The 23286-nt window shown below is 63.5% G+C and carries 21 protein-coding genes and 1 tRNA gene; 7 read left to right on the top strand and 15 right to left on the bottom strand.

Features of this window, described 5'->3' with window-relative positions; translation table 11 throughout:
• Entirely contained in the window at positions 1 to 825 is an 825-nt protein-coding gene (locus ACOWVD_RS00395; RefSeq protein WP_049242565.1) for an aldo/keto reductase, read from the top strand.
• Here the strand turns inward: ACOWVD_RS00395 and ACOWVD_RS00390 are convergent.
• A complete protein-coding gene (locus ACOWVD_RS00390) occupies positions 818 to 1561 on the bottom strand; it encodes a transporter substrate-binding domain-containing protein (RefSeq protein WP_197763426.1) in 744 nt (247 codons plus the stop codon). The two genes, ACOWVD_RS00395 and ACOWVD_RS00390, sit on opposite strands and share 8 nt — an antisense overlap.
• 286 nt (positions 1562 to 1847) lie before the next feature.
• On the opposite strand from ACOWVD_RS00390, the gene opgB reads away from it, so the two are divergent.
• Together opgB and ACOWVD_RS00380 are read left to right on the top strand one after the other, a co-directional pair.
• Positions 1848 to 4151 carry a phosphatidylglycerol--membrane-oligosaccharide glycerophosphotransferase gene (opgB, locus tag ACOWVD_RS00385; protein ID WP_421105365.1) on the top strand — a complete coding sequence of 768 codons (2304 nt, stop codon included), beginning with the start codon at positions 1848 to 1850 and terminating at the stop codon, positions 4149 to 4151.
• Between the two features lie 137 nt (positions 4152 to 4288).
• Positions 4289 to 5752 (top strand): AMP nucleosidase, encoded by a 1464-nt coding sequence (locus ACOWVD_RS00380; protein ID WP_049188250.1) that lies wholly within the window; start codon positions 4289 to 4291, stop codon positions 5750 to 5752.
• Between the two features lie 35 nt (positions 5753 to 5787).
• On the opposite strand, the gene nac is transcribed toward ACOWVD_RS00380, so the two are convergent.
• Positions 5788 to 6711, bottom strand: coding sequence for a nitrogen assimilation transcriptional regulator NAC (gene nac, locus ACOWVD_RS00375; RefSeq protein WP_049242371.1), 924 nt, complete (start codon positions 6709 to 6711; stop codon positions 5788 to 5790).
• Positions 6712 to 7049: 338 nt separating this feature from the next.
• Here nac and ACOWVD_RS00370 point away from each other — a divergent pair.
• Positions 7050 to 7125 (top strand) — tRNA-Asn (locus tag ACOWVD_RS00370).
• Positions 7126 to 7182: 57 nt separating this feature from the next.
• On the opposite strand, the gene ACOWVD_RS00365 is transcribed toward ACOWVD_RS00370, so the two are convergent.
• Positions 7183 to 7623, bottom strand: coding sequence for a DMT family transporter (locus ACOWVD_RS00365; protein WP_015378408.1), 441 nt, complete (start codon positions 7621 to 7623; stop codon positions 7183 to 7185).
• A 17-nt stretch (positions 7624 to 7640) separates the two neighbouring features.
• A complete protein-coding gene (locus tag ACOWVD_RS00360; RefSeq protein WP_164095686.1) occupies positions 7641 to 8159 on the bottom strand; it encodes a GNAT family N-acetyltransferase in 519 nt (172 codons plus the stop codon).
• 38 nt (positions 8160 to 8197) lie between these two features.
• Between ACOWVD_RS00360 and ACOWVD_RS00355 the strand changes: the two genes are divergently transcribed.
• A complete protein-coding gene (locus tag ACOWVD_RS00355; RefSeq protein ID WP_015378410.1) occupies positions 8198 to 8767 on the top strand; it encodes a helix-turn-helix domain-containing protein in 570 nt (189 codons plus the stop codon).
• Between the two features lie 13 nt (positions 8768 to 8780).
• Here the strand turns inward: ACOWVD_RS00355 and ACOWVD_RS00350 are convergent, their stop codons facing one another.
• From ACOWVD_RS00350 to ACOWVD_RS00340, 3 genes are all read right to left on the bottom strand, one after another.
• Positions 8781 to 9074, bottom strand: coding sequence for a DUF2623 family protein (locus ACOWVD_RS00350; RefSeq protein ID WP_421105364.1), 294 nt, complete (start codon positions 9072 to 9074; stop codon positions 8781 to 8783).
• A gap of 130 nt (positions 9075 to 9204) precedes the next feature.
• Positions 9205 to 9792, bottom strand: a complete 588-nt coding sequence (locus ACOWVD_RS00345) for a nitroreductase family protein (RefSeq protein ID WP_015378412.1) — start codon at positions 9790 to 9792, stop codon at positions 9205 to 9207.
• Positions 9793 to 9861: 69 nt separating this feature from the next.
• Positions 9862 to 10758, bottom strand: coding sequence for a LysR substrate-binding domain-containing protein (locus ACOWVD_RS00340; protein WP_286093428.1), 897 nt, complete (start codon positions 10756 to 10758; stop codon positions 9862 to 9864).
• Positions 10759 to 10873: 115 nt separating this feature from the next.
• Between ACOWVD_RS00340 and ACOWVD_RS00335 the strand changes: the two genes are divergently transcribed.
• A complete protein-coding gene (locus ACOWVD_RS00335; protein ID WP_075685225.1) occupies positions 10874 to 11509 on the top strand; it encodes a flavodoxin family protein in 636 nt (211 codons plus the stop codon).
• A gap of 8 nt (positions 11510 to 11517) precedes the next feature.
• Here ACOWVD_RS00335 and ACOWVD_RS00330 read toward each other — a convergent pair whose 3' ends face one another.
• From ACOWVD_RS00330 to ssuD, 8 genes are all read right to left on the bottom strand, one after another.
• The gene (locus ACOWVD_RS00330) at positions 11518 to 12735 is read right to left on the bottom strand and encodes an acyl-CoA dehydrogenase family protein (RefSeq protein WP_015378415.1); all 1218 of its coding nucleotides are present in this window, start codon (positions 12733 to 12735) and stop codon (positions 11518 to 11520) included.
• Positions 12736 to 12752: 17 nt separating this feature from the next.
• Positions 12753 to 14183 carry an MFS transporter gene (locus ACOWVD_RS00325; RefSeq protein WP_021505838.1) on the bottom strand — a complete coding sequence of 477 codons (1431 nt, stop codon included), beginning with the start codon at positions 14181 to 14183 and terminating at the stop codon, positions 12753 to 12755.
• Between the two features lie 183 nt (positions 14184 to 14366).
• Positions 14367 to 15242 carry a MetQ/NlpA family ABC transporter substrate-binding protein gene (locus ACOWVD_RS00320; protein WP_015378417.1) on the bottom strand — a complete coding sequence of 292 codons (876 nt, stop codon included), beginning with the start codon at positions 15240 to 15242 and terminating at the stop codon, positions 14367 to 14369.
• A gap of 2 nt (positions 15243 to 15244) precedes the next feature.
• Positions 15245 to 15949, bottom strand: coding sequence for a methionine ABC transporter permease (locus tag ACOWVD_RS00315; protein WP_004940850.1), 705 nt, complete (start codon positions 15947 to 15949; stop codon positions 15245 to 15247).
• A complete protein-coding gene (locus ACOWVD_RS00310) occupies positions 15946 to 16965 on the bottom strand; it encodes a methionine ABC transporter ATP-binding protein (protein ID WP_021505840.1) in 1020 nt (339 codons plus the stop codon). Before ACOWVD_RS00310 ends, ACOWVD_RS00315 begins: the two co-directional genes overlap by 4 nt.
• Positions 16966 to 16972: 7 nt before the next feature.
• On the bottom strand, positions 16973 to 18379 hold the full coding sequence (locus ACOWVD_RS00305; protein ID WP_004940847.1) for an LLM class flavin-dependent oxidoreductase: 1407 nt from the start codon (positions 18377 to 18379) through the stop codon (positions 16973 to 16975).
• Positions 18380 to 18463: 84 nt separating this feature from the next.
• Entirely contained in the window at positions 18464 to 19843 is a 1380-nt protein-coding gene (locus ACOWVD_RS00300; RefSeq protein ID WP_075685221.1) for an FAD/NAD(P)-binding protein, read from the bottom strand.
• Entirely contained in the window at positions 19843 to 21015 is a 1173-nt protein-coding gene (ssuD, locus tag ACOWVD_RS00295) for an FMNH2-dependent alkanesulfonate monooxygenase (protein WP_075685219.1), read from the bottom strand. The genes ACOWVD_RS00300 and ssuD overlap by 1 nt, the downstream gene beginning before the upstream one ends.
• 279 nt (positions 21016 to 21294) lie before the next feature.
• On the opposite strand from ssuD, the gene ACOWVD_RS00290 reads away from it, so the two are divergent.
• The gene (locus tag ACOWVD_RS00290; protein ID WP_049242386.1) at positions 21295 to 23208 is read left to right on the top strand and encodes a sigma-54-dependent Fis family transcriptional regulator; all 1914 of its coding nucleotides are present in this window, start codon (positions 21295 to 21297) and stop codon (positions 23206 to 23208) included.
• The last annotated feature ends 78 nt before the right edge of the window (positions 23209 to 23286 follow it).

The raw sequence follows: 23286 nt of genomic DNA, 5'->3' as shown, positions 1-23286 counted from the left end.
ATGCGTAATTCACAACACCTGTTCACCAATGACGGCAACGCGATACCTGCCATCGGATTCGGCGTCTGGCAGTCGCGAGGAGATGAATTGATCTGCGCCGTTCAATGCGCGCTTGATGCGGGCTACCGCCTCGTCGATACGGCCGCAATCTATGGCAACGAATCTGAAGTGGGCACCGCAATAAAAGCTGCAGACGTGCGCCGGGAGGATATCTTCGTCACCACCAAGTTATGGAACGATCGGCATGATGACGTTGAGAACGCTTTCAACGAAAGCTTGACCAAGCTCGGTTGCGACTATGTCGATCTGTATTTGATTCACTGGCCGGTATCCGGGCAAAACCTGTTCGTTTCTGCCTGGAATGCCATGATAAAACTCCGTGACAGCGGGCGAGTCAAAAATATCGGGGTAAGCAACTTTTCCATCGAGCAGATATGCCGCCTGGAAACTGAAACCGGTGTTCTGCCTGCCGTCAATCAACTGCAAATTCACCCGTTTAATCAGCAACGAGAATGCGTTGATTGGTTACACGCCCACGGGATTGTTACTCAAGCCTGGAGCCCGCTCGGCCACGGCAACCAGAATATATTGACCCACCCCGTCATCTTGAAAATTGCCGAACAGCAGCATAAAACGCCGGCCCAGATCGTATTACGCTGGCTGTATGAAAACCAAATCATTGCGCTGCCGAAGTCCAGCACGCCGCAAAGAATACGGGAAAATATTGATATCTTCGACTTTAACCTATCGACATCCGAACTTTCGGCAATAAACGAACTGGATCGCGGCCTCAATGTCGGCAACGATCCCGACGCGTTCAGGTAGTCGAGGCGGCCGGCGGCGCCACCGTCACCTCGCCCTGGCCGCTGCGCTGCAGGGCCGCCTTCACCAGCCCATTGGCCTTGCAGCGTTCGATAAACGCGTTCACGTAGGCGGCGCCCTGCGTGTTTTGCCGCGGCACCGCCATCGCCTGGCGAATGGCGGTGAAATGCCCCTCCAGCACTCGGTAGCCGGGATGGGCGGCCGCTGCGGCCAACAGCGGTTGACGCACGCCGGCCGCCGCCTCCAGCCCCCGTTCGAAAAACAGCGCGATCGCCTCGGCGGAGGTTGCCGCCCGCACCAGCTGCGCCTGCTGCAGCGTGCGCGATAAAAACAGGTCATACGCCGCCCCCTGGCCGACCGCAATGCGCACTTCCGGCCTGTCGAGCTGCGCCACCTCAAAGTAAGGCGCGTCGTTCGCCACCAGGTAAGTCCCCTCGATGATCACGTAGGGTTCGCTGAACGCAATCTGCGCCGCGCGCACCGGCTCGATGGCCATAAACGCCAGGTTCCAGGCGCCGCTCTCCAGATCGGCGAACACCTTGCCGGCCGCGTCATAGGTCACCAGCTCCAGCGCCACGCCCAGTTCGCGAGCCAGCGCGGCGGCCAGCTCCACCGAAGCGCCTTGCGGTTTGCCATCAGCCCCGGCCTGCGCCAGCACCGGATTGCCGTAGTTGATCGCCGCGCGCAACACGCCTTGCGGGGCCAGATCGTCGAGTACCGCTGCGGGGATTGTCTGCATACTTCCTCCTGAATGGCTGATGGATGCACCGTCGTGGCGCTCATTAAGCGTAGAGCGAAACCTCCGACCAGCAAGCTTTCGCCGCCGCGGCCGCCGTCGGCGTGATTAACGTCACACTATTGTCATAAAAATGTACAATAGCCGCCGCTCGTCGGCCGTAGCGGGAGATCGCGCGTTGTTCCGCCGCCGGCAATAGGCTATACCCTTCACTTTTCGCGCCGCGGCACGCTCGGCGGCGCAAACCAGGGCAGCAACGGTTTTATTTCAATCAGACAAGGTTTGGCGGATGGTTTTAGCAGTCGTTTCGTTTGTTCTCTTTTTGGCGTCGATTTTGATTTATCGCACCCGGGCCGCCGCCAACCGCTGGTGGTTCGCCATTCTGCTGACGCTGCTCGGCAGCTATCTGGTGCTGAACGTCATCCTGATCGCCAGCAACTACTTCACCGGCGACGGCATCACCGATGCGGTGATCTACACCGTCACCAGCAGCCTCAAAGGCGCGGGCATCAGCAAATACGTGCTGCCGTTTATCGGCCTGCTGGCGGCGCTGGGGGTGATTTTCGCGGTGCTGGCCCGCAGCCTGCTGCACCGCAAGGCCAAAGGCAGCAGCGTGGCCTACAGCGTCGTCGCCGTGCTGCTGGCGCTGTTTTCTGTCGGCACCACCCCGGCGTTTCAAGACATCTCGCTGCTGGTCAAGAGCCAGATCGTCGGCGATACCGCCGATTTCACCACCTACTACAAGGCGCCGAAAAAGACCGTGCAGGGCAAACGGCCAAACCTGGTGTACATCTATGCCGAGAGTCTGGAGCGCACCTACTTCGATACCGAGCTGTTTCCCGGCCTGGCCGACGAGCTGAACGCCCTGCGCACGGACAGCATCGATTTCAGCAATACCCAGCAATTGCCGGGCACCGGCTACACCATCGCCGGCATGGTCGCCTCGCAGTGCGGCATTCCGCTGTTCGCGCCCTTCGACGGCAACGCCTCCAGCGCGGTCTCCACCTTCTACCCGGAGAATGTCTGCCTGGGCGATGTGCTGAAGGCCGCCGGCTACAGCAACTATTTCTATCAGGGCGCCGAGCTGGCGTTCGCCGGTAAAGACACCTTCCTGAAATCCCACGGTTTCGACCATGTATACGGCTTCAAAGAGCTGCGCGATCGGGTCGCCGATCCGAGCTACAAAAATGACTGGGGCTGGTACGACGACAGCGTGCTGGACGTGGTGTACGGCAAGTTCGTCGAGCTGTCCAAACAGCGCCAGCCGTTCTCGCTGTTCACCCTGACCGTCGATACCCATCACCCGGACGGCTTTATCTCCGCCGGCTGCAGCAAGAAAAGCTACGCCTGGCAGAACAAGGAAAACCGCTCGCTGAGCGCGGTGGCCTGCAGCCAGCAACACATCGCCGCGCTGATCGACAAGATCAAACGCTCGCCCTATTTCAGCAATACCGTGATCGTGGTGTCCTCCGATCATCTGGCGATGAACAACACCGCCTACGACATCCTGACCAAACAGAAGCGCCGCAACCTGTTCTTCATCATCGACGGCACCCGGCCGCTGGCGGAACAGCGCAACGAGAAGCGCAGCACGCTGGACAACGGCGCCACGGTGCTGGACGTGATGGGCGGCGACAACTACATCGGCCTTGGCCGCAGCAGCCTGTCGGCGCCGTCGCTGTCCACGGTGTTCCTGAACATCGAAGAGAAGATCAACGGCTGGAAACCGGCGGTGATCAATCAGTGGGGCCTGCCGAACCGCATCAGCGACTACAGCGTGGATACGCGTCAACGCAGCTTCAGCTTCTCCGGCGTCACCTACAAGGTGCCGTTCATCCTGCGGGTGGGCGACAACCGCATCGAACCGATGTTCAACGTCTACCTCTCCACCCCGCTGCGCAAGCAGCTGGCCGGGCTGGGGGCGGGGGAGAAATTCGTCTGGGTCGATAAATGCTACGAGATCGGCCGGGTCTGGGCGCCGCAGTTGGCGCTGAGCACCGATATCTGCGTGGCCTCCGGCACCCTGGCCTCGCCGCCGCAGATCGCGCAGGCCAGCGGCGAACGCTTCAACGGCAAGGTGAACTTCACCGGCCCGGCGGCGGACAGCGTCGCCGATTACCAAAACGCCGTCGCCCGCCTGCAGGTGGACGACGCGGCGGTGAAATACCGGGCGGACGCCATCGAATTCATGCTGCCCGGCATGCCGGAGCAGGTGAAGGCCATCACCGGCGTCTCCGCCGTCGAGGAATGGGGCCGCTGGTCCGACGCCAATCTGGCGCCGGCGGTGAACATCGATTACGTCGATCCGCTACCTAAAACCTTCGATCTGGTGCTGCGCGCCCGCGCCTACGGCAACAACGTCGGCGAACCGATTTCGGTGCGCGTCGGCGACGAAGAGCGCTTCGTGTCGCTCGGTGAACAGGACAGCACCGTCACCCTGCGCTTCGACAACCCGCGCGGCGCGCAGAAGATCAGCATTACCCCGCCGGTGCCGACCGAGCCAAAAGAGAGCGCCAGCGGCGGCTTCACGCCGAAGAAGCTGGGCATCGGCCTGGTGTCGCTGAAGGTCGAAGCGGCCGCTCCCGCCTCCTGATCCCCCGCCTTCACGGGCGCGGTATTTTCTTTGCCGCGCCCGTCATTTCGACCAAGCTTTTACGCCCTTCTTCGGCTAACCTGTGACGGTAAAACGCCGCAACCCCGCCACAGAGCCGGGACATCCAAGGAGAAAGTATGAGCTATGCCCCACCTCGCAGCGGCCTCAGCGCCGATCAGGCACTCGATCAACTGGAAGCCCTGTATGACGCCGCGGTAGACGCGCTGCGGCAGGCGGTCAGTGACTTTATCAGCCACGGCACGCTGCCGGACCCGCAGGCGCGCGCCGCCGGGCTGTTCGTGTATCCCGAACTGCGCGTCAGTTGGGACGGGCAGCAATCCGGCCCGAGCAAAACCCGCGCCTTCGGCCGCTTTACCCATCCCGGCAGCTACAGCACCACCGTGACCCGGCCGCAGCTGTTCCGCCACTATCTGGCCGAACAGCTGGCGATGCTGGAACACGATTACGCCGCCCATATCGAAGTGGCGCCGTCGCAGCAGGAGATCCCGTTCCCTTATGTCATCGACGGTTCCAGCCTGGCGCTCGATCGCTCAATGAGCGCCGGCATCGCGCAGCATTTCCCCACCACCGAGCTGGCGCAGATCGGTGACGAGACCGCCGACGGCCTGTACCACGCCACCGACAATCATTTCCCGCTGTCGCATTTCGATGCGCTGCGCGCGGATTTCTCGCTGGCGCGTCTGCGGCACTACACCGGCACGCCGGTGGAGCATTTCCAGCCGTTCGTGCTGTTCACCAACTACACCCGCTATGTGGACGAGTTCGTGCGCTGGGCCTGCGCGCAGATCGCCGATCCGGCCAGCCCGTACATCGCGCTCTCCAGCGCCGGCGGTACCTACATCACGCCGGAAACCAGCGCGCCCGAACAGGCGGTGTCCGATCTGGCGTGGAAAAACCACCAGATGCCGGCCTATCACCTGATCTCGCGCACCGGCCAAGGGATCACGCTGATCAACATCGGCGTCGGCCCATCCAACGCCAAAACCATCTGCGATCACCTGGCGGTGCTGCGCCCGAGCGCCTGGCTGATGATCGGCCACTGCGGCGGCCTGCGCGAAAGCCAGAAGATCGGCGATTACGTGCTGGCCCACGCCTATCTGCGCGACGATCACGTGCTGGATGCGGTGCTGCCGCCGGATATCCCGATCCCGAGCATCGCCGAGGTGCAGCGCGCCCTGTACGACGCCACCAAGATGGTCAGCGGCATGCCCGGTGAAGAGGTCAAACAGCGTTTGCGCACCGGCACGGTGGTCACCACCGACGATCGCAACTGGGAGCTGCGCTACTCCGCTTCGGCGCGCCGCTTCAACCTCAGCCGCGCGGTGGCGGTCGACATGGAGAGCGCCACCATCGCCGCTCAGGGTTATCGCTTCCGGGTGCCGTACGGCACGCTGCTGTGCGTCTCCGACAAACCGCTGCACGGCGAGATCAAACTGCCGGGCCAGGCCAACCGCTTCTACGAAGGGGCGATCTCCGAGCACCTGCAGATCGGCATCTGCGCCATCGATTTGTTGCGCGCCGAGGGCGATCGCCTGCACTCGCGCAAGCTGCGCACCTTCAACGAACCGCCGTTCCGCTAACGGTGCCAGGCCCGCTGCGGCGGGCCGTTTTTTCCTCAACGCACCAGCGCCAGCGCGCGCTTCTCCTGGCTGCGGCCGCCGGCGAGCGACAGCAACAGGTCTTTCACCAGCAGCGCCGGGGCGGACAGCCCCTGTTGGCTGGACATGCACAGTGACAGCGGCACCGACATCGTCGGCGCATTGATGCGCGCCATCCAGGCCTTGGCCGGGCCGATCATCGCGCGCGCCACCGATTCCGGCAGCACGGTCGCCCCCAACCCGCTGGCGATCGCGGCGCTCAGCGCGCCCGAGGATTCGATCTCCCCCACCACGTTGGCAGCCAGCTTGCGCAGCGCCATCGCCTCCTCCAGCTGGTTGCGCACCGCATCGCCCTCGCGCGGCAGGAACAGGTTCAGCCGCGCCACGTCCAGCAGCTCGACGCTGTTGCCGGGATGCGGCACCGCGCGCGTCGCCACCAGATAAAGATCTTCCCGCATCAATGCGATGGCGTGCAGACCGGCGGGCATTTTGGCGCCGTAGACCATCGCCATGTCCAGCGTCTGGTTAGCCACCTGCCCGGCCAACGCCGCGCCGCCGTTTTCATGCAGGCTGAGCAGGATGCCCGGCTGCTGATCGCGCAGGGTCTGCAACAGCGGCAGCGCCAACTGCGCCGCAGTGCTGCCCGACGCCAGCCCGAGAGACACCTGGCCGCTCATCGCCTGCCCGGCGCTGTTGACCGCGCTCTGCGCCTGTTCGCACTGGCGCAGAATGGTCTGCGCGTGGGCATACAGAATGTTGCCGGCCTCGGTCGGCTGCACCCCGCGCTTGGTGCGGATCAGCAGCTGCTGCTTCAGCTCCCCTTCCAGCGTCGCCAACTGCTGGCTGAGCGCCGGCTGGGCGATGTGCAACACCTCCGCCGCCTGGGTCAGGCTGCCGATATCGACGATTTTCACGAAGTACTTCAGACGTCTGAAATTCATAGTGCCTCCAGCGAGCCGCTAAATTGAGAATGCCGAAATCCGGTCATGCAATCACAGCAAGATCCAGGCCAGAGTCGGTAAACGGCCGTGGAAGCGGGGTACAAGGCGGTAAATGGCCGTTCGCCGGGCGGCGCGCGCCACCGCGCAGGGCAACCGTTGCACCATCGGCAGGCAACGGCGCCGATCAACGGGCAATTCGACTGCGCTGCGCGCGGGATAAGCGACAAAAGCGAGAAAAAGCAGCAGGTTGGGCAATCTTGCAGCAAACGAACGCATCGGGCGTTTTCACGCTTTACAAGCCGCAACCGCCCCGCTATTATTCGCCCCGTTCCAACGATTCCTCTGTAGTTCAGTCGGTAGAACGGCGGACTGTTAATCCGTATGTCACTGGTTCGAGTCCAGTCAGAGGAGCCAAATTTAGAGAAGCCCGCTCAGGGAAACCCGAGCGGGCTTTTTGCCTTTCAGCCGCCGTCAAAAGCTGCGTTTCGCCACCAGATAGGCGCCCGCCACCAGCAATAAGGCGCCGACCAGCGCCGGCAGATTCTCACGCAGCGCCGCCGGACCGGCGCGATAGGCATCGGCCAACAGCCCCATGCACAGCTGGCTGGCGACCAGGATCGAGATGGTGGCCGCCGCCCCCAGCTTCTGGTAACCCAAAATGCCGGCGAACACGAACAGCGATCCCAACAGCCCCGGCAACAGCATCCACCACCTGGCGGCGCCGGTCACTTCCGCCACCGCGCCGAGACCGTTTTTGGCCAGCAGCAACCCCACCAGCAACAACAAACCGACGCTGGAGTTGATCACCAGCGTAATGAGGATGGTTGAAACGCTTTCGGTAATGCGCACCATCAGCAGATTCTGCACCACCAGTCCCATTCCCGCCGCGATCAGCAGTAACAGCATATTCATCGCCCTGTCTCCCGGGATCAGCGCGCGGGCGGCGTCGCCCGCTCGTCGAGCCTCAGCTGCAGGAACGTCAGATCCAGCCATTGGCCGAATTTGGCGCCCACTTGTTCCATGCGCCCCACGTCGCGAAACCCCAGCGCCAGATGCAGCTTAATCGAGGCCTGATTGCCGGATTCGATGCCTGCCACCATCACGTGCTTGCCGATTTCCCGCGCCCGTGCGATCAGCGCCAGCAGCAACGCCTTGCCAATTCCTGCGCCACGATGCGCCTGATGGACATACACCGAATGTTCCACGGTATGGCGATAACCATCCCAGGCGCGCCAGTCGCCGAACGACGCGTAGCCGATCGCCTCGTCCGCGCCGTTCACCGCCACCAGCACCGGGTAGCCCGCCGCCTGCCGCTCGCCGATCCACGCCGCGCGGTTGGCCGCATCCACGGTTTGTTCATTCCAGATGGCGGTGCTGTTCAACACCGCGTCGTTATAGATAGCGGCAATCGCCGCGCTATCGTTGAGCGTCGCATTTCGTATAATCATGGTTTACCCCGGCCAATTGTCCACTATAATACTACGATATGAATATTAAATTAGACAATCTAAATCAGCTGATCGGTGCGCGCATTCGCATTGAACGCGAGGCGCGCCACTGGTCGCTGTCCGATTTGGCCGAACGGGCGGGCGTATCGCGGGCGATGGTGCATAAGATCGAACGCGGCGAGAGCAGCCCGACGGCGATGCTGTTGGGCAGACTGGCGGGGGCGTTCGGCCTCAGCATGTCCAAGCTGATCGCCCGCGCGGAAACGCAGGAAGGCCGGCTGCTGCGCCGGGAAGATCAACCGGTCTGGGTCGATCCGGAGAGCGGCTACGTGCGGCGCCACGTGTCGCCGCGCACCGATCTGCCGCTCGATCTGGTGCGCATCGAACTGCCGGCCGGCGCAGCGATCCCGATGCCGGCTTCGGTGTATGCCTTCAAGCGTCAGCTGATCTGGGTTTTATCCGGCGAACTGGTCTTTCTTGAGGGCGACGCGCGCCATGAAATGGCCGAAGGAGACTGCCTGGAGCTAGGCCCACCGGCGGACTGCCGCTTTGAAAACCAAAGCGATGAGGCATGCGTGTATATGGTGGCGGTGCTGAGCGCCGCCTGACGGTTCACCGGCGCTACCCCTGCGTCGGCTGGTTATAGCCGGCGTGGAAAAACTTCTCCGCCAACCGGCTGTCGCCGCCGGAGAAGAACTCGCTCATCGGCTCGCGGCCGAGGCCATAGGCGCGGCTGAGTTGCCCGGCCTCGAACGCCGCCCGGTTCTCGTCGCCGCAGCGCTGCGCCAAATGGTGCGCATAACCGAGCACGAAACCGCGCTTGTAGTCGGAGCAAAAGCGCGACAGCTCCGCCTCCGGCTTCAGGTTCTCCACCTTTAACCCCGCCAACAACCCTTTGCCAAAATGATCTTCCACGGGTTCCTCCTCACCGCACAATCGCTATATAACAAAATATACAGCGAATGAGCAAACGAGAACATACTCCCTAAGTTTTACTCGCCGCATAAAAAAGGCCCGCGAAGCGGGCCTGCGAGAAAGCGGGCAATCACAGCGTGAAATTCAGCCCTTCGCTGACGGTCTTGCCGAGCGGCAGACGGCCCGACGGCGCTTCTTTCTCCTGCAGGAAATCCGGCAGGCGGGCTTTGTCGCCCGGCTTGCCGATCGCCACCATGGCGTGCACCGCATAGTCGTCCGGCAGCTGCAACGCCGCTTTGATCTTATCGTGGTGAATGCCGCTCATGCAGTGGGTCAGCCAGCCTTTCAGATGCGCCTGATGCGCCAGGTTGGCCCAGGCCGCGCCGGTGTCGAATGCATGGGTCGGGTTGTCCACCAGACGCTCGCCGTTCAGGCTGGTGGTTTTGGAGACGATCACCACCAGCGCCGAGGCGTGTTGCGCCCAGCCGCGGTTGAAGTCGATCAGGAACTCCAGGTAGTTCTCCCAGCTGTCGGAGCCGTGCTTGCTGTAGGCAAAGCGCCACGGCTGAATGTTGTAGGCCGAAGGCGACCAGCGCGCCGCTTCAAAGAAGCTCAGCAGCGTTTGATCGTCGATGGCGTCGTTGGTCATCGCGCGCGGCGACCAGCGCTCGATAAATTGCGCGTCAATCGGGTAATCGGAGATTCTTGGCTGGCTCATGATAGGTTCTCGCAGTGAAGTAAAAACAAAAGTTCGCTGATATTCCCACAGCTTAGGACGGTAAAACTTTTATTTCGTGCCATTGTCCTGCGGCAATTCCTGCTGCAACCAGGCCAGAAACGCCCTGACCGGCGGATGCCGCTCGCGCCCCGGGGCGCACAGCACGCTGTATGCGGCGCCCGGTACGCGCACCTCCGGCCGGTACGCCACCAGCAGACCGTTGTCCACCATCTCGGACACCATCACCGAGCTGGCGAGCACCCATCCCTGCCCGGCCACCGCCGCCTGCAGGGCGTAATGCTCCTCGTGATAGCTGCGCATCGCCGCATGGCGCTGCCACCAGTCCACGCCGGCGGCTCGGCACCAGTCATGCCAGCCGCTGTCGTACAGCGCCGAATCCCCCCATTTGACGGTGATCAGCACCGGGTTGTCCGGCGGAGCGGCGGCCAGCCCCGGCGCGGCGTAGACGCCAAAGCTTTCCTCCAGCCGCGCCGCCTGATGCAGCGCGGGATAGTGCGCGCGGCTGTAGCGCACCGCCACATCCACGCTGGCGTCCTGCTGCAGGTCGATCACCTCGGCGCAGGCCTCCAGGCGCACCAGATAGTGCGGATGCGCCTGGTAGAAACGCCCCAGGCGCGGCACCAGCCACAGCGCCGCGAACGAGTGCGTCACCGAGACGCACAGCGAGCCGCTGCTGGGCTGCGGCCGCAGGCCCTCAAGCGTGGCGGCGACGTCCAGCAGCGCGCCGTGCACGCCGGCAAACAGCGTTTCGCCCTTCGCCGTCAGCCGCACGCCGCGCGGCACCCGCTCGAACAGCGCAAAACCCAGCTGCTGTTCCAGCGCCTTGATCTGGTGCGAAATCGCCGTCGGCGTCACCGCCAGCTCGCCCGCCGCCAGCTTGAAGCTGCGCAGGCGAGCGGCGGATTCAAAGGTGCGTAACGCGTTGACGGGCAGCGTAGCGAACATGGCGAAGCCTCTTGGGATGAGTTGAGTTCATCCTGGCAGAAAAACCGTCATTTGTCGCCTGCAGACGTTCGCTTCTAGATTAAGGCTGAGTTCACTTCACACCAAGGAGCATGACATGAATACAGCTCATCAATCCAAGCGCCTGGTGGTGCTGGTCGGCAGCCCGCGCCGCGACGGCAACAGCGCCACGCTGGCGCAGGCGATCATGGCGGGCGCCGCCGAAGCCGGCACCGTCGCCAGCCTGCATTTTCTCGACGATTACCTGAGCGGTTTTCTCAGCGATGAGCGCCACGCGCCGCCGCCGGCCGATCGCTACGCCGAGCTGTTCCTGGAGCACTTCCTGCCGGCCGACGGCGCGGTATTTTGCACGCCGATTTACTGGTACGGCATGTCGGCGCAAACCAAGGCCTTTTTCGATCGCTCGTTCAGCTTCTATTCCAACGCCTACCCTCAGGCGGAACAGGTGCACCAACGCATGAGCGGCAAACGCATCGGGTTGGCGGTGGCGTCGGAAGAAACTTATCCCGGCGCGGCGCTGGGCATCGTGCATCAGATCCAGGAGTTCAGCCGCTACACCCATTCCGCCTTCGTCGGACTGGTGCACGGCGCCGGCAACCAGCGCGGCGAGATCGCCCGCGATCCGCGCAACCCGCTGCGGGCCGCCCGCGAGTTGGGGCGCGAGTTCTTCACCCGCCCCTACTCGGATTATCAGATGGACAGCCCGCGCAGCACGCAGGTTTGGACGGAATAGCCACGGCCTCAACCGCCACTGCCGATTTGCCAGATAAAGGTCGGCGTATGGCGGTTAATTTCCCAGTCACCGATATTGCGCGCCTTGTAGATCACCGGATTATGTGAAGAGAGCGTGCGCGCATTGCGCCAGTGGCGATCCAACGCCTTGCCGGTACGGGTATCTGAAGCGCCGAGCGCATTGAACAATTCACCGGCGGCGCGCTGCACCCACTCCCCGGCGATGACCTGCGCCCTGGCCGCGTCCAGCTCCGCCGTCACGTTAAGCGCCTGCAGCAGCGCTTCATCGCCGGATCGATGCGCCTCGTAAGCCTGCTGCAGCGAGGAAGTCGCTTTTAGCACCGTCGCCTCGACCGCATAGGCCCAGGCGCTGATTTGCCCCACCACCTGCTGGATCTGCACGTCGTCCTTCACCCAACCGGCGTTGCCGTGGCTATAGATCCTTTTACGTTGCCTCACGCCCTCGCCGACGTCTCGCAGCACCGCGCGGCCGATCCCCGCCAGCGTCGCCAGCAACACATGCTGATAGAACGCAGTTTGGTAGCGGAAGCGCTCGGCAAAGTCATAGACGTGCGCCTGCTCGACCTGCGCATCAATAAAACGCGTGGTGCCGCTGCCGGTAGTGCGTTGGCCAAATCCGTCCCAGTCGTCGTCGCGCTCTACGCCCGGCTGGGCGACGTTAACCAAAGCGATCACCGGGCCGCCGCTGTCGCTGCGCTCGGCATACACGTCGATCCAATCGGCAAACAGACTGCCGGTGCTGTAAAATTTCTCGCCGTTGAGCGACCAGCCGTCGGCCTGCGGCGTTACCCGGGTATTGACCTGCCCCAGCTTCACGCCGCCGATCTCGGTCCAACCGCTGCCGACCAGCTCGCCGTCGAGAAAGCGTTCGAACCAGCGATCGCGCTCCGGGCCGTCCGGCGCGTTCAGCCGATCTTCCACGAAGGCGAAATGCGCCCGCAGCGCCTGCGGCAGGTTAGAGTCCGCCTCCGCCAGTTCGGCCAGCAGTTCGAACAGCTGCGGCAACGAAGCGCCGTCGCCGCCCTTTTCACGCGGGATGCGCACCCTGCCGAACCCCGCCTCTTTCAGCCAACGGATCGGTTCATGCGGCAGCGTGCGCGACAGCTCGCGCTCCACCGCCCCAGCGGCGATTTCGGCGAAGATCGGCCGAAAACGCGCGGCCAGCTGTGCGTAGTCTGCTCCGGTGGATAACAGGTGTTGCGTCATGTCAGTGTCCTCTGTGGTTAAGCGCGATCGGCCAGATCGTCGATATCGCGCGCCGTCGGTTCGAAGCGAATGATCAGCAGGAAGACGATGGGGATCGCCGCCGCCAGTGAAACAATCCAAAACATGTCGGTGCCGAAGCGCGCCTGCAAAATCGGCAGAATAAACAGCGCCAGCGCGCTGCCGATACCGGACAGCGAACGGCCGAAACCGACGCCGGTGGCGCGGATCGCCGTCGGGTAAGAGAGCGCCGGGTAAATCATCATCTGCGCGCCGGGGCCGAAGCCTTCGGCGAACAGCCATAGGCCCAACATCAGGATCGCCAGCCCAACGCCGAACGCCGCCTGCGGATGCCCGATCAACGCCAGGGCAATCAGCGCGATAAACTGCAGCGCAAATCCGGCGATCGCCACGTGGCGCGACGGATACTTCCATGCCAGACGCATGCCGAGCAGGCCACCGGTAAAGGCGAACAGCACGTTCAGCCCGAGCGAGGCGGAGAGGGTTTCAAACACCCCGGCGCCGAGAAACTGCGCCAGAATCGACGGCAGAAAGAAGGCGATGGCGGTGTATTCAAAGGAAATGCAAACGTTCATCACGCAGGAGACCAGAGTGCGTTCGCGGTACGGCTTGCGGAACAGCACGCGGAAGCTGACCTTCGCCGCCGCCGGTTGGGCGGCGTCAGGTTCCGCCTCATGGGCGGCGATGCCGTATGACTCGCGCAGGATGCGCGCCGCCTCTTTCAAATCGCCCTGGTTAGCGGCCCACAGCGGCGACTCGTTCATAAACTTGCTGCGCACCATGATGATCAGCAGCGCCGGCACCGCGCCGAAAATCAACGAGGCGCGCCACAGCCAGTTCGCATGTTCGGCCGGCAACAGAAAATAGAGCGCAAAGATGATCAGAAAACACATCGACGAAGCGGCGTACCACATCGGGCACCAGGCCGCCAGGCGCGACGCCTTGTTGGCCTTGCCGGAGAATTTGGAGAATTCGGCCAGATAGGCCATCGCCACCGGCAAATCGATGCCGACGCCGATACCCATCAAAAAGCGCGCGCCGATCAGCACCCAGACGTTGGGCGCCAGCCCGGCGGCGATGGCGGAAACCACAAAAAACAGCATATCGGCCATAAACACCTGATAGCGGCCGTACTTGTCGGTCAACCAGCCGCCGACCAGGTTGCCGAGAATGGTCCCGACCATGATCGAAGAAGTTACCACTCCGGTCAGCAGCGGGCTGAGGCTGAATTCACGCACCACGTCATCGATGCCGTAAGACAATGTGGTCAGGTCATAGGCATCGAGAAAAACACCGCCCAGCGCCAACAGCACGATCATGCGCGCATGGGTATTTTTCTCGCTGCGTTGGTTAATCAAACGCGCCACATCGCTGGCCGAGCCGATGGGCGCAGATAACGGCGGCGCGGTATCGATATTTAAGGTACTCATAGCTTCCTCGTTGTAATTGGCAGGTGACACCTCGTTTATAGGGTGAAAAAATTACGCCGACAAACAACAAATATTTCTATAAATATCATTAATATCAATAAATTAAATATAGTTACAGCGTAACAGAAACGCCGGATTAACACGCGTTAATCCGGTCTTTATCACGGCCATTTCGGGCGGGGATTATTCTGCCGATACCGGCACCAGCACGCCTTTCACCAGCGGGTCGTCGGTGTTTTTCAGCCACGCCTGCAACCTGGGATCGGCAAACGCCCGCTGCAGCTTGCGAATATTTTCGTCCTGCAGATAGGGCGTGCCAATCACCAGCTGCGAGGCGAAGGTCTTCGGCGCCGGTGGGAACAAGATGCCCTTCTCACGCGGCACTTTGCCGGCGTCGAACTGCGACACATAGCCAATGGCCGCATCTACCGAATTCAGCGCGCGCGGCATGGTCAGCAAATCCAGCTCCTTGAAGTTAAAATGGCGTTTGTTCTCGCGAATGTCTTTCAGCCTGGCGGTGCGCGCCTCGATCGCCGGATCCAGCCCGATCAGTCCAATGCGCTGCAGCAGCCACAACGCCTGCCCCTGATTGGCGCCGTCGTTGGGCACCACGATCTCCGCGCCGTCCGGCAACTCGGCGATCGACGTATAGCGGTCGGAATAGATGCCGAACGCCCACTGAAACACCGGCAGAGTCGGGGTCAGCTTAAAACCGTTGGCCTCCACCACCTGCTTTAGCCACCACTGGTGCTGGTAGATCGTGGCGGCGTACTGCCCCTGCGCCACCGCACGATCGGCCTGCACCGGATCCTGCAGGCCAACCGCCTCCAGCCTGAGGCCGTAATCCGGCGCGATATGCTCGCCGACGTACTCGATCACCCGCTGCTCTCCGGCCATCGCCGGCTCAAAGTGCACTTTCAGCGTGCTGCCGAACTGCACCGTCTGCTGCTGGCGAGCGCTGAAGTGCCAAACCGCGGCGGCGATAATCGCCACCGCCGCGATACCCACCGGCCACGGCCAGCGTTTCTTCTTCACTATCTCAAAATCGTGATTAGGCATGATTAAAGGGTTTCCTGATGATGACGCAACGCGGCGACCAGGCGGTCACCAATAAACTGAATCAGTTGGATCGTGGCGATCAGCACCACAATGGTGGCGATCATGATGTGATTGTCGAAACGCTGGTAGCCGTACACCACCGCCAGATAGCCGATGCCGCCCGCGCCAATGGTGCCGGCGATGGCCGAATACTCGATCATCGAGATGACGTTCAGCGTGATGGCGGCGACAATCGCCGGCAGCGCCTCGCTGAGCTGCGCGCGGGTGACTATCTGCCAGATCGAACCGCCGGACACCAGCCCCACCGCCGTCACCTCCGGCGGCAGTTCGCGCAGCGCGTTCTCCACCAGCCGGCCGAAGAATGGAATGCCGGCGACGATCATCGGGATCACCGCCGCCGGAATGCCGATGGTGGTGCCGGTCAACCAGAAGGTGAACGGAATAATCGCCGCCATCAGCACCAGAAACGGCAGCGAACGGCCCATGTTCACCAACCAGCTCAGCGCGCGATTCAGCGCCGGGCGCGGAAACAAGCCGCGCGATGAGGTGTTGAACAGCACCACGCCGACGGCGCCGCCAATCGCCACCACAAACAGCATCACGATGCCGACCATCAGCCAGGTTTCGCCGTAGGCCGGCAGCATCAACCGATGGATCTCGCGCCAGGGTGTGTCCTGGCTCATCACGCTGTCTGACAGATTTTTCATACCGCCTCCTTCAACGCCGCCGGCTGTTCCAGCACCTCGGCGAGAATGCCCAACCGCCGCAGCTCGTCCTGCAGTTCAGCCACCGAACGCGAACCGCCGCCAAAACGCACCGCAATCTCCAACCGCCCGGCCAGGCTGCCGCCCACCACTTCAACGTGGCCGCCCAACAGATCGATCTGCAGGTCGAGTTGGCGGCTGATGCGGCTGATCCAGTCGGTGGCCGCCGGCTGACGGGCGCAGTAGGTTACCTGCAGCCGCAACGCGGCGTCGGACGCCAGCGTCTTCAGCGGGAACAGCCGGCGGCCCAGCGAGGAATCGGGTGCTGCCAACAGCTCGCGCACCGGCCCTTGCTGCACAATCACGCCGTCGCGGATCTCGGCCACCGCGTCGGCGGCGTCGCGCACCGCATCCATCTCGTGGGTGATCAGGATGATCGACAGGCCATACCGATCGCGCAGCTGTTTAAGCAGGCTGAGAATGGCCCCGGTGGCGTCCGGATCCAGCCCGGAGGTGGCCTCATCCGCCAGCAGCACCGACGGATTCAGCGCCAGCGCGCGGGCGATGCCGACCCTTTGGCGCTGGCCGCCGGACAGCTGCGCCGGGTAAAACGCCGCCTTGTCCGCCAGCCCCACCGCCGCCAGCAGGCTCTTTACCCGCTTGTCGATATCGCGCGGCACCACGCCCAGATAGGTCAACGGCAGCGCCACATTCTGCCAGGCGGTTTTGCGCTGCAGCAACGCGGAAGACTGGAACACCGTGCCTATCGCCCGCCGCTCCCTGCGCAGCGCCTCGCCCGCAAGCCGCGACAAGTCCTGGCCGTTCACCCGGATACTGCCGCTGCTCGGCCGCTCCAGCAGGCTGATGCATTTCGCCAGCGTCGATTTGCCCGCCCCGCTGGGGCCGACCACGGCGGTAATCGATCCGGCCGGCACCCGCAGCGAAACGCCCTTCAGCACCTCAATCCGGCGCCCGTCCGGCGCGCGGTAAGCCTTGTGCAACTCCTCAATCTCTATCATCGCATCCTCACTTGACGCTCAGTGCATCGGCCAAGGACGCACCGGCCGGCCAGCGGTAGCCCACCGCCGGGTGCGGCTCCGCCAGGCGCGGCCCCTGGTTGAACAATTTTTCTCGCAGAGTGCCCGCCGTGTAGTCGCGCTTGTACGCTCCGCGTTTTTGCAGCTCGGGGATCAGCAGTTCCACCACGTCGGTGAAGGTTTCATGGGTAACGGCGTAGGCCAGATTGAAACCGTCAACATCCGTTTCCTCCACCCACGCCTGCAATTCGTCGGCCACGGTTTGCGGGCCGCCCACCAACAGCGGGCCGAAACCGCCGATGCCGACCCATTCGGCGATGCCCTGTACTGTCCATTCACGGCTGGGATCGGCGCTGGAGAAAGTTTCCACCGCCGACTGAATGGCATTGGTGTGCAAATGCTTCAGCACCTGATCCGGCTGATACTGGCCGAAATCGATGCCGGTCCAGCCGGACACCAGCGCCAGCGCGCCTTCGTAGCTGGTATAGGATTTGTATTCCCGCCATTTTTCCTGCGCCTGTCGGTCAGTTTCACCGACGATCACCGTCTGCAGGTTGAAGATCAGGATGCTGCGCGGATCGCGCCCGGCCTCGGCGGCGCGGCGGCGGATATCGGCCACGGTTTTTTTCAGCAATGTTTTCGAAGGAGAAGCGACAAACACGCATTCGGCGTGTTCCGCGGCAAACTGCTTGCCGCGGCTGGAAGCGCCGGCCTGATACAGCACCGGCGTGCGCTGCGGCGAAGGCTCACTCAGGTGAATGCCCGGTACCTGGAAAAACTCGCCCTTGTGGTTGATCGGATGAATTTTCGCCGGATCGCTGAAGATGCGCCGCTGACGATCGCGCAAAATCGCGCCGTCTTCCCAACTGCCCTCCAGCAGCTTGTAAACCACCTGCAGGTATTCATCGGCGTAGTCGTAGCGCGCATCGTGATCGGTCTGCGCCCGGTGGCCAATATTGCGCGCGCCGCTCTCCAGGTAAGAGGTAACGATATTCCAACCGATGCGCCCCTTGGTCAGGTGATCAAGCGTCGACAATCTGCGGGCGAAAGGATAAGGGTGCTCGAATGACAGCGAGGCGGTCAGCCCGAAGCCGAGATGTTCGGTAACCAGCGCCATCGGCGTCACCAGCGCCAGCGGATCGTTAACCGGCACCTGCGTCGCCTGGCGGATCGCCGCGTCGCCGCTGCCGTTAAGCACGTCGTAAATCCCCAGCACGTCGGCGATAAACAATCCATCGAACTTGCCGCGTTCCAGCAGGCGCGCCAGATCGGTCCAATATTCGAGATCCTTATACTGCCAGGAACGGTCGCGCGGGTGCGCCCACAGCCCCGGCGACTGATGGCCGACGCAGTTCATATCAAAAGCGTTAAGACGAATTTCACGTTGCGATGACATAGCGAGCTCCACAATTATCTGCCGGCCACGGGCGGAGCCGGGCCGGATGGGGGGTCTTAGGGTGTTAAAAACGGGAATGGACGATCAGTTTGCAGCCGGACATCGCGCCAGCAGGTATTGCGCGACGCTTTGGGCGTGTTCCGCCACCTGCGGCAGCCCCATCAGTTCGCCGAAGCGGCCGCGCGCCGCCGGGCCGGCCACCAGCAGGCGCGGGTTGGCAAGGCCGTCGCCGCCGATCGCCTGGCTGTCGGCATTGACCCACAGCCCCAATCCCAGCGGATCGGCGCGCAGCGCCCCCTGCTCCGCCAGCGAACTGAGCAACGGGCTGGCGGCGATCAGGCCGGCATGAGCCGGCCCCGTAGCGATCAGCAACCGCTGCGCCTGCAGCGCCCGCTCTGCGCCCTGGCGCGGCAGAATCGTCAAGCGCACGCCCTGCGGCATGGGTTCCGCCCGCCGCAGACGAGCGGCCAATACCTGCAGCGTGCCCGCCGCCTGTTGCTCCGTCAGCAGCGTGCTCACCTGCGGCGCAATGCGATAGCGGTGCACGTCCCAATAGGCGCGCAGATGCCGCAGAAAGCGCTGCTGTTCGGTCGGCGTCAACGCTTGCCACAGGCGCTGGCCCTGGGCGCGCACCGCGTCCAACACCGCCTGCCACGGCACCCGTTGCCGAGCGGCGCGCGCCACCTCAAGGCGCACCTGCCGCACCCCGTCACGCAGTCCGGATGGCGGGGTAAACGACCACGTCGGGTACTCCCCTTCAGCATTGGCACGCGGCAGCAAGCCGTGACGAGAGAACGCGGTAATCGGCCCGCGATGCCCGCGGCGGTGCAACGCCGCCACCGCATCGGCCATCGTCAGCCCGCTGCCGACGATCGCCAACGATTCATCGGGTTCAATCTCATCCAGCGCCCCCTCCGCCCAGGGATTGGCGATCAAACGCGCGTCGCGCGCCAGTTCCGGGGCGATCTGCCGCGGCAGCGCGGGCGGTGGATGGCTGGTCGCCAACACCACATAGTCGCCCCACAGCCGTTCGCCGCCGGCGGTGATGACGGACGCGCCCTGCGCCTGCGGCTGCAGGTGCTGCGCCCGATCGCGCAGGTGCCACAAGCGGGCCTGGCCCGACTGCGCCGCCTGATGAAAACGTTCCTCGACATAGCGGCCGAAGGCGCCGCGCTGCGGATAGGCTTTACCGTCGCGCCACAACGCCTGCGGATCGGCCGCCAGCCCGCCGCCCTCGCGGAACCAGCGGTCAAAATCCCCCGCCGGTTCATCCGCCAGCTGCATCCTTTCGGCCGGGACGTTGATGCGGTGAGTCGGCTCGGTGGTCGAATACGCCACGCCATAGCCCGGCGCGGCGCGCGGTTCGATCACCGTGACATCCACCGCTCCGCGCGCCAGCTGGATCGCCAGCGCCGCGCCGGTGAAACCGCCGCCGATAACGATAATATGGGCACGCTTCGCCATCAGCCCTCCCGCTGCGCCGGGCCGGGACGACGATCGCCGCCGATGGTTTCGCCAAACGGGCCGGTATTGATCGTGCGAGCCGTCTGATGAGCCGACTGCGCCAGCGGCAGCAGCGGCATCACCAGCTCGGCGAAGCGGTGAGCCTCTTCCAGATGCGGATAGCCGGAAAGGATGAAATTGTCGATGCCCAGCGCCTGATACTCGCGTATGCACGCCGCCACCTGCTGCGGATTGCCCACCAATGCGGTGCCGGCGCCGCCGCGCACCAGGCCGACGCCGGCCCACAGGTTGGGGCCGATGCGCAGACTCTCGCGCGAGCCGCCGTGCAGTTCGCTCATGCGGCGCTGGCCGGTAGAGTCCATGCGCGCAAAGATCTGCTGCGCCGCCGCGATGGTGTCGTCATCCAGATGCGCGATCAGTCGCTCGGCCGCCGCCCAGGCTTCGTCTTCAGTTTCGCGCACAATAACGTGCAGGCGAATGCCATAGCTGAGTTTACGCCCCTGCCGCTCGGCGCGCTGGCGCACCGCCGCCAGCTTTTCCGCCACCTGAGCCAGCGGCTCGCCCCAGGTCAGGTAGGTGTCGATCTGCCCGGCGGCGATGTCGATCGCTTCCGACGATGAGCCGCCGAAATAGAGCGGCGGGCCGTTTTCCTGCACCGGCGGGAACAGCAATTCGGCGCCTTCGACGCGAATATGCTTACCGCTGAAATCCACCTTCTCCCCTTGCAACAGCCGTTGATACACCGTGAGAAATTCCTGTGTCACCTCATAGCGTTCGGCATGGCTGAGGAAGATGCCATCCCCTTTGTTTTCCACCGGATCGCCGCCGGTCACCACGTTGATCAGCAGGCGCCCGTCCGACAGCCGATCCAGCGTCGCGGCCATGCGCGCCGCCAGGCTCGGCGGCTGCAGGCCGGGGCGCACCGCCACCAGGTAGCGCAACCGGCGGGTGATCGGCGCCAGCGCCGCCGCCACCAGCCAGGAATCTTCGCAGCTTTTACCGGTTGGGATCAGCACGCCGTAATAGCCGAGGTTGTCGGCGGCCAGCGCCACCTGCTGCAAATAAGGCAGGTCCACCGGGCGCCCGCCCTGCGCCGTGCCCAGATAGCGACCGTCGCCGTGGGTCGGCAGAAACCAGAAAACGTTGATGCGATCTTTCACTGACTCAGTCATTTATGCCTTTCCTATATAACTATTTTCATTATTTATCGATAGAAAAACTTTGCTTGGTTATAAAAAGAAAAGCAGGATGCGTGCCACATTGCAGATTTAAAAAAACCAATGCATATCAATATATTGATGAGATATCGACGTCAAAACGCTGCTGCATTGGCAGCAGGCGGCGGCGGAAAGCTGTTGCCAATGCAGCACCGTGCGCCTTTTATCCTCTCGCGGCGGCTCATTGGCTGGGATAAGATTTTTTTCCCCATCGTCGTCAGACAGGAGACGCCCATGTACGATCCCCAACCGTTCGCCGCCGACAAACCGGTGCTGATCGATCCGGCGTCGCTCGCTCTGCAAAGCGTGCTCGATCGGCTGGCTCCCACCGACGCCACCGTGCTGATCGTCGGTGAAACCGGCACCGGCAAAGAAGTGGTGGCGCGCTATCTGCACCACCACAGCGCGCGCCGCCATCAACCTTTCCTGGCGGTCAACTGCGGCGCGCTGACGGAAAGCCTGGCGGAAGCCGAACTGTTCGGCCATGAGAAAGGCGCCTTCACCGGCGCCGTCGGCACTCATCAGGGCTGGTTCGAAGCGGCGGAAGGCGGCACCCTGCTGCTGGACGAGATCGGCGAGCTGAACCTGTCGCTGCAGGTCAAGCTGCTGCGCGTGCTGCAGGAACGGGAGATCACCCGCGTCGGTTCGCGCAAACCGCTGAAGATCGATGTGCGGGTCATCGCCGCCACCCACGTCGATCTGGCCGGCGCGATTCGCCAACGGCGGTTCCGTGAAGATCTCTATTACCGCCTGAACGTGGCGGCGGTGACTTTACCGCCCTTGCGCCAGCGGCCGGACGATATTCCGGTGCTGGCCAGACATTTTCTTGCGCTGTACGCCCGCCGTCTGGAACGGCCACTGCCGCGGTTGACGGCGGAAGCGCAGCAGGTGCTGCTGGACTACCCCTGGCCCGGCAACGTGCGCGAGCTGGAGAACACGCTGCATAATGCGGTCTTGCTGAGCCAGGAGGGGGCGATCGCCCCGCAGCAACTGCAGCTCACCCATCGCCTGACGGATAACGGCGGCGGCGGCGACGACGCCATCGATCGCTTTGTGCAGCAGCAGTTGCAAGGCGACAGCGCGCAGCTTTACCAACGGGTGCTGGATGCGCTGGTGCGCAACGCCTTCGAACGCAGCGGCGGCAACCAGCTGCAAGCGGCGTCGTTGCTCGGCGTCAGCCGCAATACCCTGCGCACCCATTTGGCGCATCTTGGTCTGATCAAACCGCGCCGCCGCAGCGTCGGCGCCCCCTCACATTCACCGGCCATCAGCGCAGCGCCGCTGCCCGAACGCGAACTGCGCATCGGCTATCAAAAGTTCGGCAACCTCGGGGTGCTCAAGGCGCGGCAAAGCCTGGAACAGCTCTTCGCCACACAGCGCATCAGCGTGCTGTGGAGCGAGTTTCCCGCCGGGCCGCAGCTGCTGCACGCGCTCGACGGCGATGAGATAGACTTCGGCACCACCGGCGAAGTGCCGCCGATTTTCGCCCAGGCACAGGGCAATGCGCTGGTGTACGTCGGTTTTGAGCCGCCGGCGCCGCAGAGCGTGGCGATGGTGGTGCCGCAAGACAGCCCGATACGCAGCGCCGCCGATCTGCGCGGCAAACGCATCGCGCTCAACAAAGGCTCCAACGTGCACTATTTATTGCTGCAGATGCTGGACGAACAGGGATTGACGTTGAACGACGTGCGTATCGTCTACGCGCCGCCGAAGTATCCGCTGTCGGCGACCGATCTGCAGGCGGTGGACGCCTGGATGATGTGGGATCCGCTGCTCAGCGACGCGCAACGCAACGGGGAACTGCGCGTGATCGCCGACGGCACCCAGCGGGTGCTCAATCAGCAATTCTACCTGGCGCGCCGCGACTTCGCCGAGCGTTCGGGCGATCTGTTGCAGCCATTGATGCAGGCGCTGCAGCACACCGGCCGCTACATCACCGCGCAGCCGAGAGAAGCCGCTCGTCACCTTTCCAACGAACTGGGGCTGGCGAGCGCCTCGCTGGAACTCGCGCTGTCGCGCCGCAGCCACGAGATCCGCGCCATGGATTTGCAGGTGATCCGCCAGCAGCAAAGCATCGCCGACCGCTTCTACGCCCTCGGGCTGCTGCCCAGAGCGATCGCCGTGCGCGAGGCGGTCTGGCCGTTGTGATCCCCTGCCAAAAGCGCCGACGCCAGATGCCCGGCGGATCCCGGGCGGCAGCCGACAATGCCGCCGCCTGAAAGAGGG

It is taken from the genome of Serratia sp. SA088, from assembly GCF_049065515.1.
GTDB classification, from domain to species: domain Bacteria; phylum Pseudomonadota; class Gammaproteobacteria; order Enterobacterales; family Enterobacteriaceae; genus Serratia; species Serratia nematodiphila.
This window is presented reverse-complemented; position numbering and strand designations above follow the sequence as displayed.

What these genes read in the sequence shown, in the direction of transcription:
- opgB (WP_421105365.1), top strand. Translation starts at nt 1,848, where the DNA reads ATGGTTTTAGCAGTCGTTTCGTTTGTTCTCTTTTTGGCGTCGATTTTG.
- ssuD (WP_075685219.1), bottom strand. Translation starts at nt 21,015, where the DNA reads ATGACTGAGTCAGTGAAAGATCGCATCAACGTTTTCTGGTTTCTGCCG.
- ACOWVD_RS00320 (WP_015378417.1), bottom strand. Translation starts at nt 15,242, where the DNA reads ATGCCTAATCACGATTTTGAGATAGTGAAGAAGAAACGCTGGCCGTGG.
- ACOWVD_RS00330 (WP_015378415.1), bottom strand. Translation starts at nt 12,735, where the DNA reads ATGACGCAACACCTGTTATCCACCGGAGCAGACTACGCACAGCTGGCC.
- ACOWVD_RS00335 (WP_075685225.1), top strand. Translation starts at nt 10,874, where the DNA reads ATGAATACAGCTCATCAATCCAAGCGCCTGGTGGTGCTGGTCGGCAGC.
- ACOWVD_RS00345 (WP_015378412.1), bottom strand. Translation starts at nt 9,792, where the DNA reads ATGAGCCAGCCAAGAATCTCCGATTACCCGATTGACGCGCAATTTATC.
- ACOWVD_RS00305 (WP_004940847.1), bottom strand. Translation starts at nt 18,379, where the DNA reads ATGTCATCGCAACGTGAAATTCGTCTTAACGCTTTTGATATGAACTGC.
- ACOWVD_RS00365 (WP_015378408.1), bottom strand. Translation starts at nt 7,623, where the DNA reads ATGAATATGCTGTTACTGCTGATCGCGGCGGGAATGGGACTGGTGGTG.
- nac (WP_049242371.1), bottom strand. Translation starts at nt 6,711, where the DNA reads ATGAATTTCAGACGTCTGAAGTACTTCGTGAAAATCGTCGATATCGGC.
- ACOWVD_RS00290 (WP_049242386.1), top strand. Translation starts at nt 21,295, where the DNA reads ATGTACGATCCCCAACCGTTCGCCGCCGACAAACCGGTGCTGATCGAT.
- ACOWVD_RS00310 (WP_021505840.1), bottom strand. Translation starts at nt 16,965, where the DNA reads ATGATAGAGATTGAGGAGTTGCACAAGGCTTACCGCGCGCCGGACGGG.
- ACOWVD_RS00340 (WP_286093428.1), bottom strand. Translation starts at nt 10,758, where the DNA reads ATGTTCGCTACGCTGCCCGTCAACGCGTTACGCACCTTTGAATCCGCC.
- ACOWVD_RS00300 (WP_075685221.1), bottom strand. Translation starts at nt 19,843, where the DNA reads ATGGCGAAGCGTGCCCATATTATCGTTATCGGCGGCGGTTTCACCGGC.
- ACOWVD_RS00355 (WP_015378410.1), top strand. Translation starts at nt 8,198, where the DNA reads ATGAATATTAAATTAGACAATCTAAATCAGCTGATCGGTGCGCGCATT.
- ACOWVD_RS00315 (WP_004940850.1), bottom strand. Translation starts at nt 15,949, where the DNA reads ATGAAAAATCTGTCAGACAGCGTGATGAGCCAGGACACACCCTGGCGC.
- ACOWVD_RS00360 (WP_164095686.1), bottom strand. Translation starts at nt 8,159, where the DNA reads ATGATTATACGAAATGCGACGCTCAACGATAGCGCGGCGATTGCCGCT.
- ACOWVD_RS00380 (WP_049188250.1), top strand. Translation starts at nt 4,289, where the DNA reads ATGAGCTATGCCCCACCTCGCAGCGGCCTCAGCGCCGATCAGGCACTC.
- ACOWVD_RS00390 (WP_197763426.1), bottom strand. Translation starts at nt 1,561, where the DNA reads ATGCAGACAATCCCCGCAGCGGTACTCGACGATCTGGCCCCGCAAGGC.
- ACOWVD_RS00325 (WP_021505838.1), bottom strand. Translation starts at nt 14,183, where the DNA reads ATGAGTACCTTAAATATCGATACCGCGCCGCCGTTATCTGCGCCCATC.
- ACOWVD_RS00395 (WP_049242565.1), top strand. Translation starts at nt 1, where the DNA reads ATGCGTAATTCACAACACCTGTTCACCAATGACGGCAACGCGATACCT.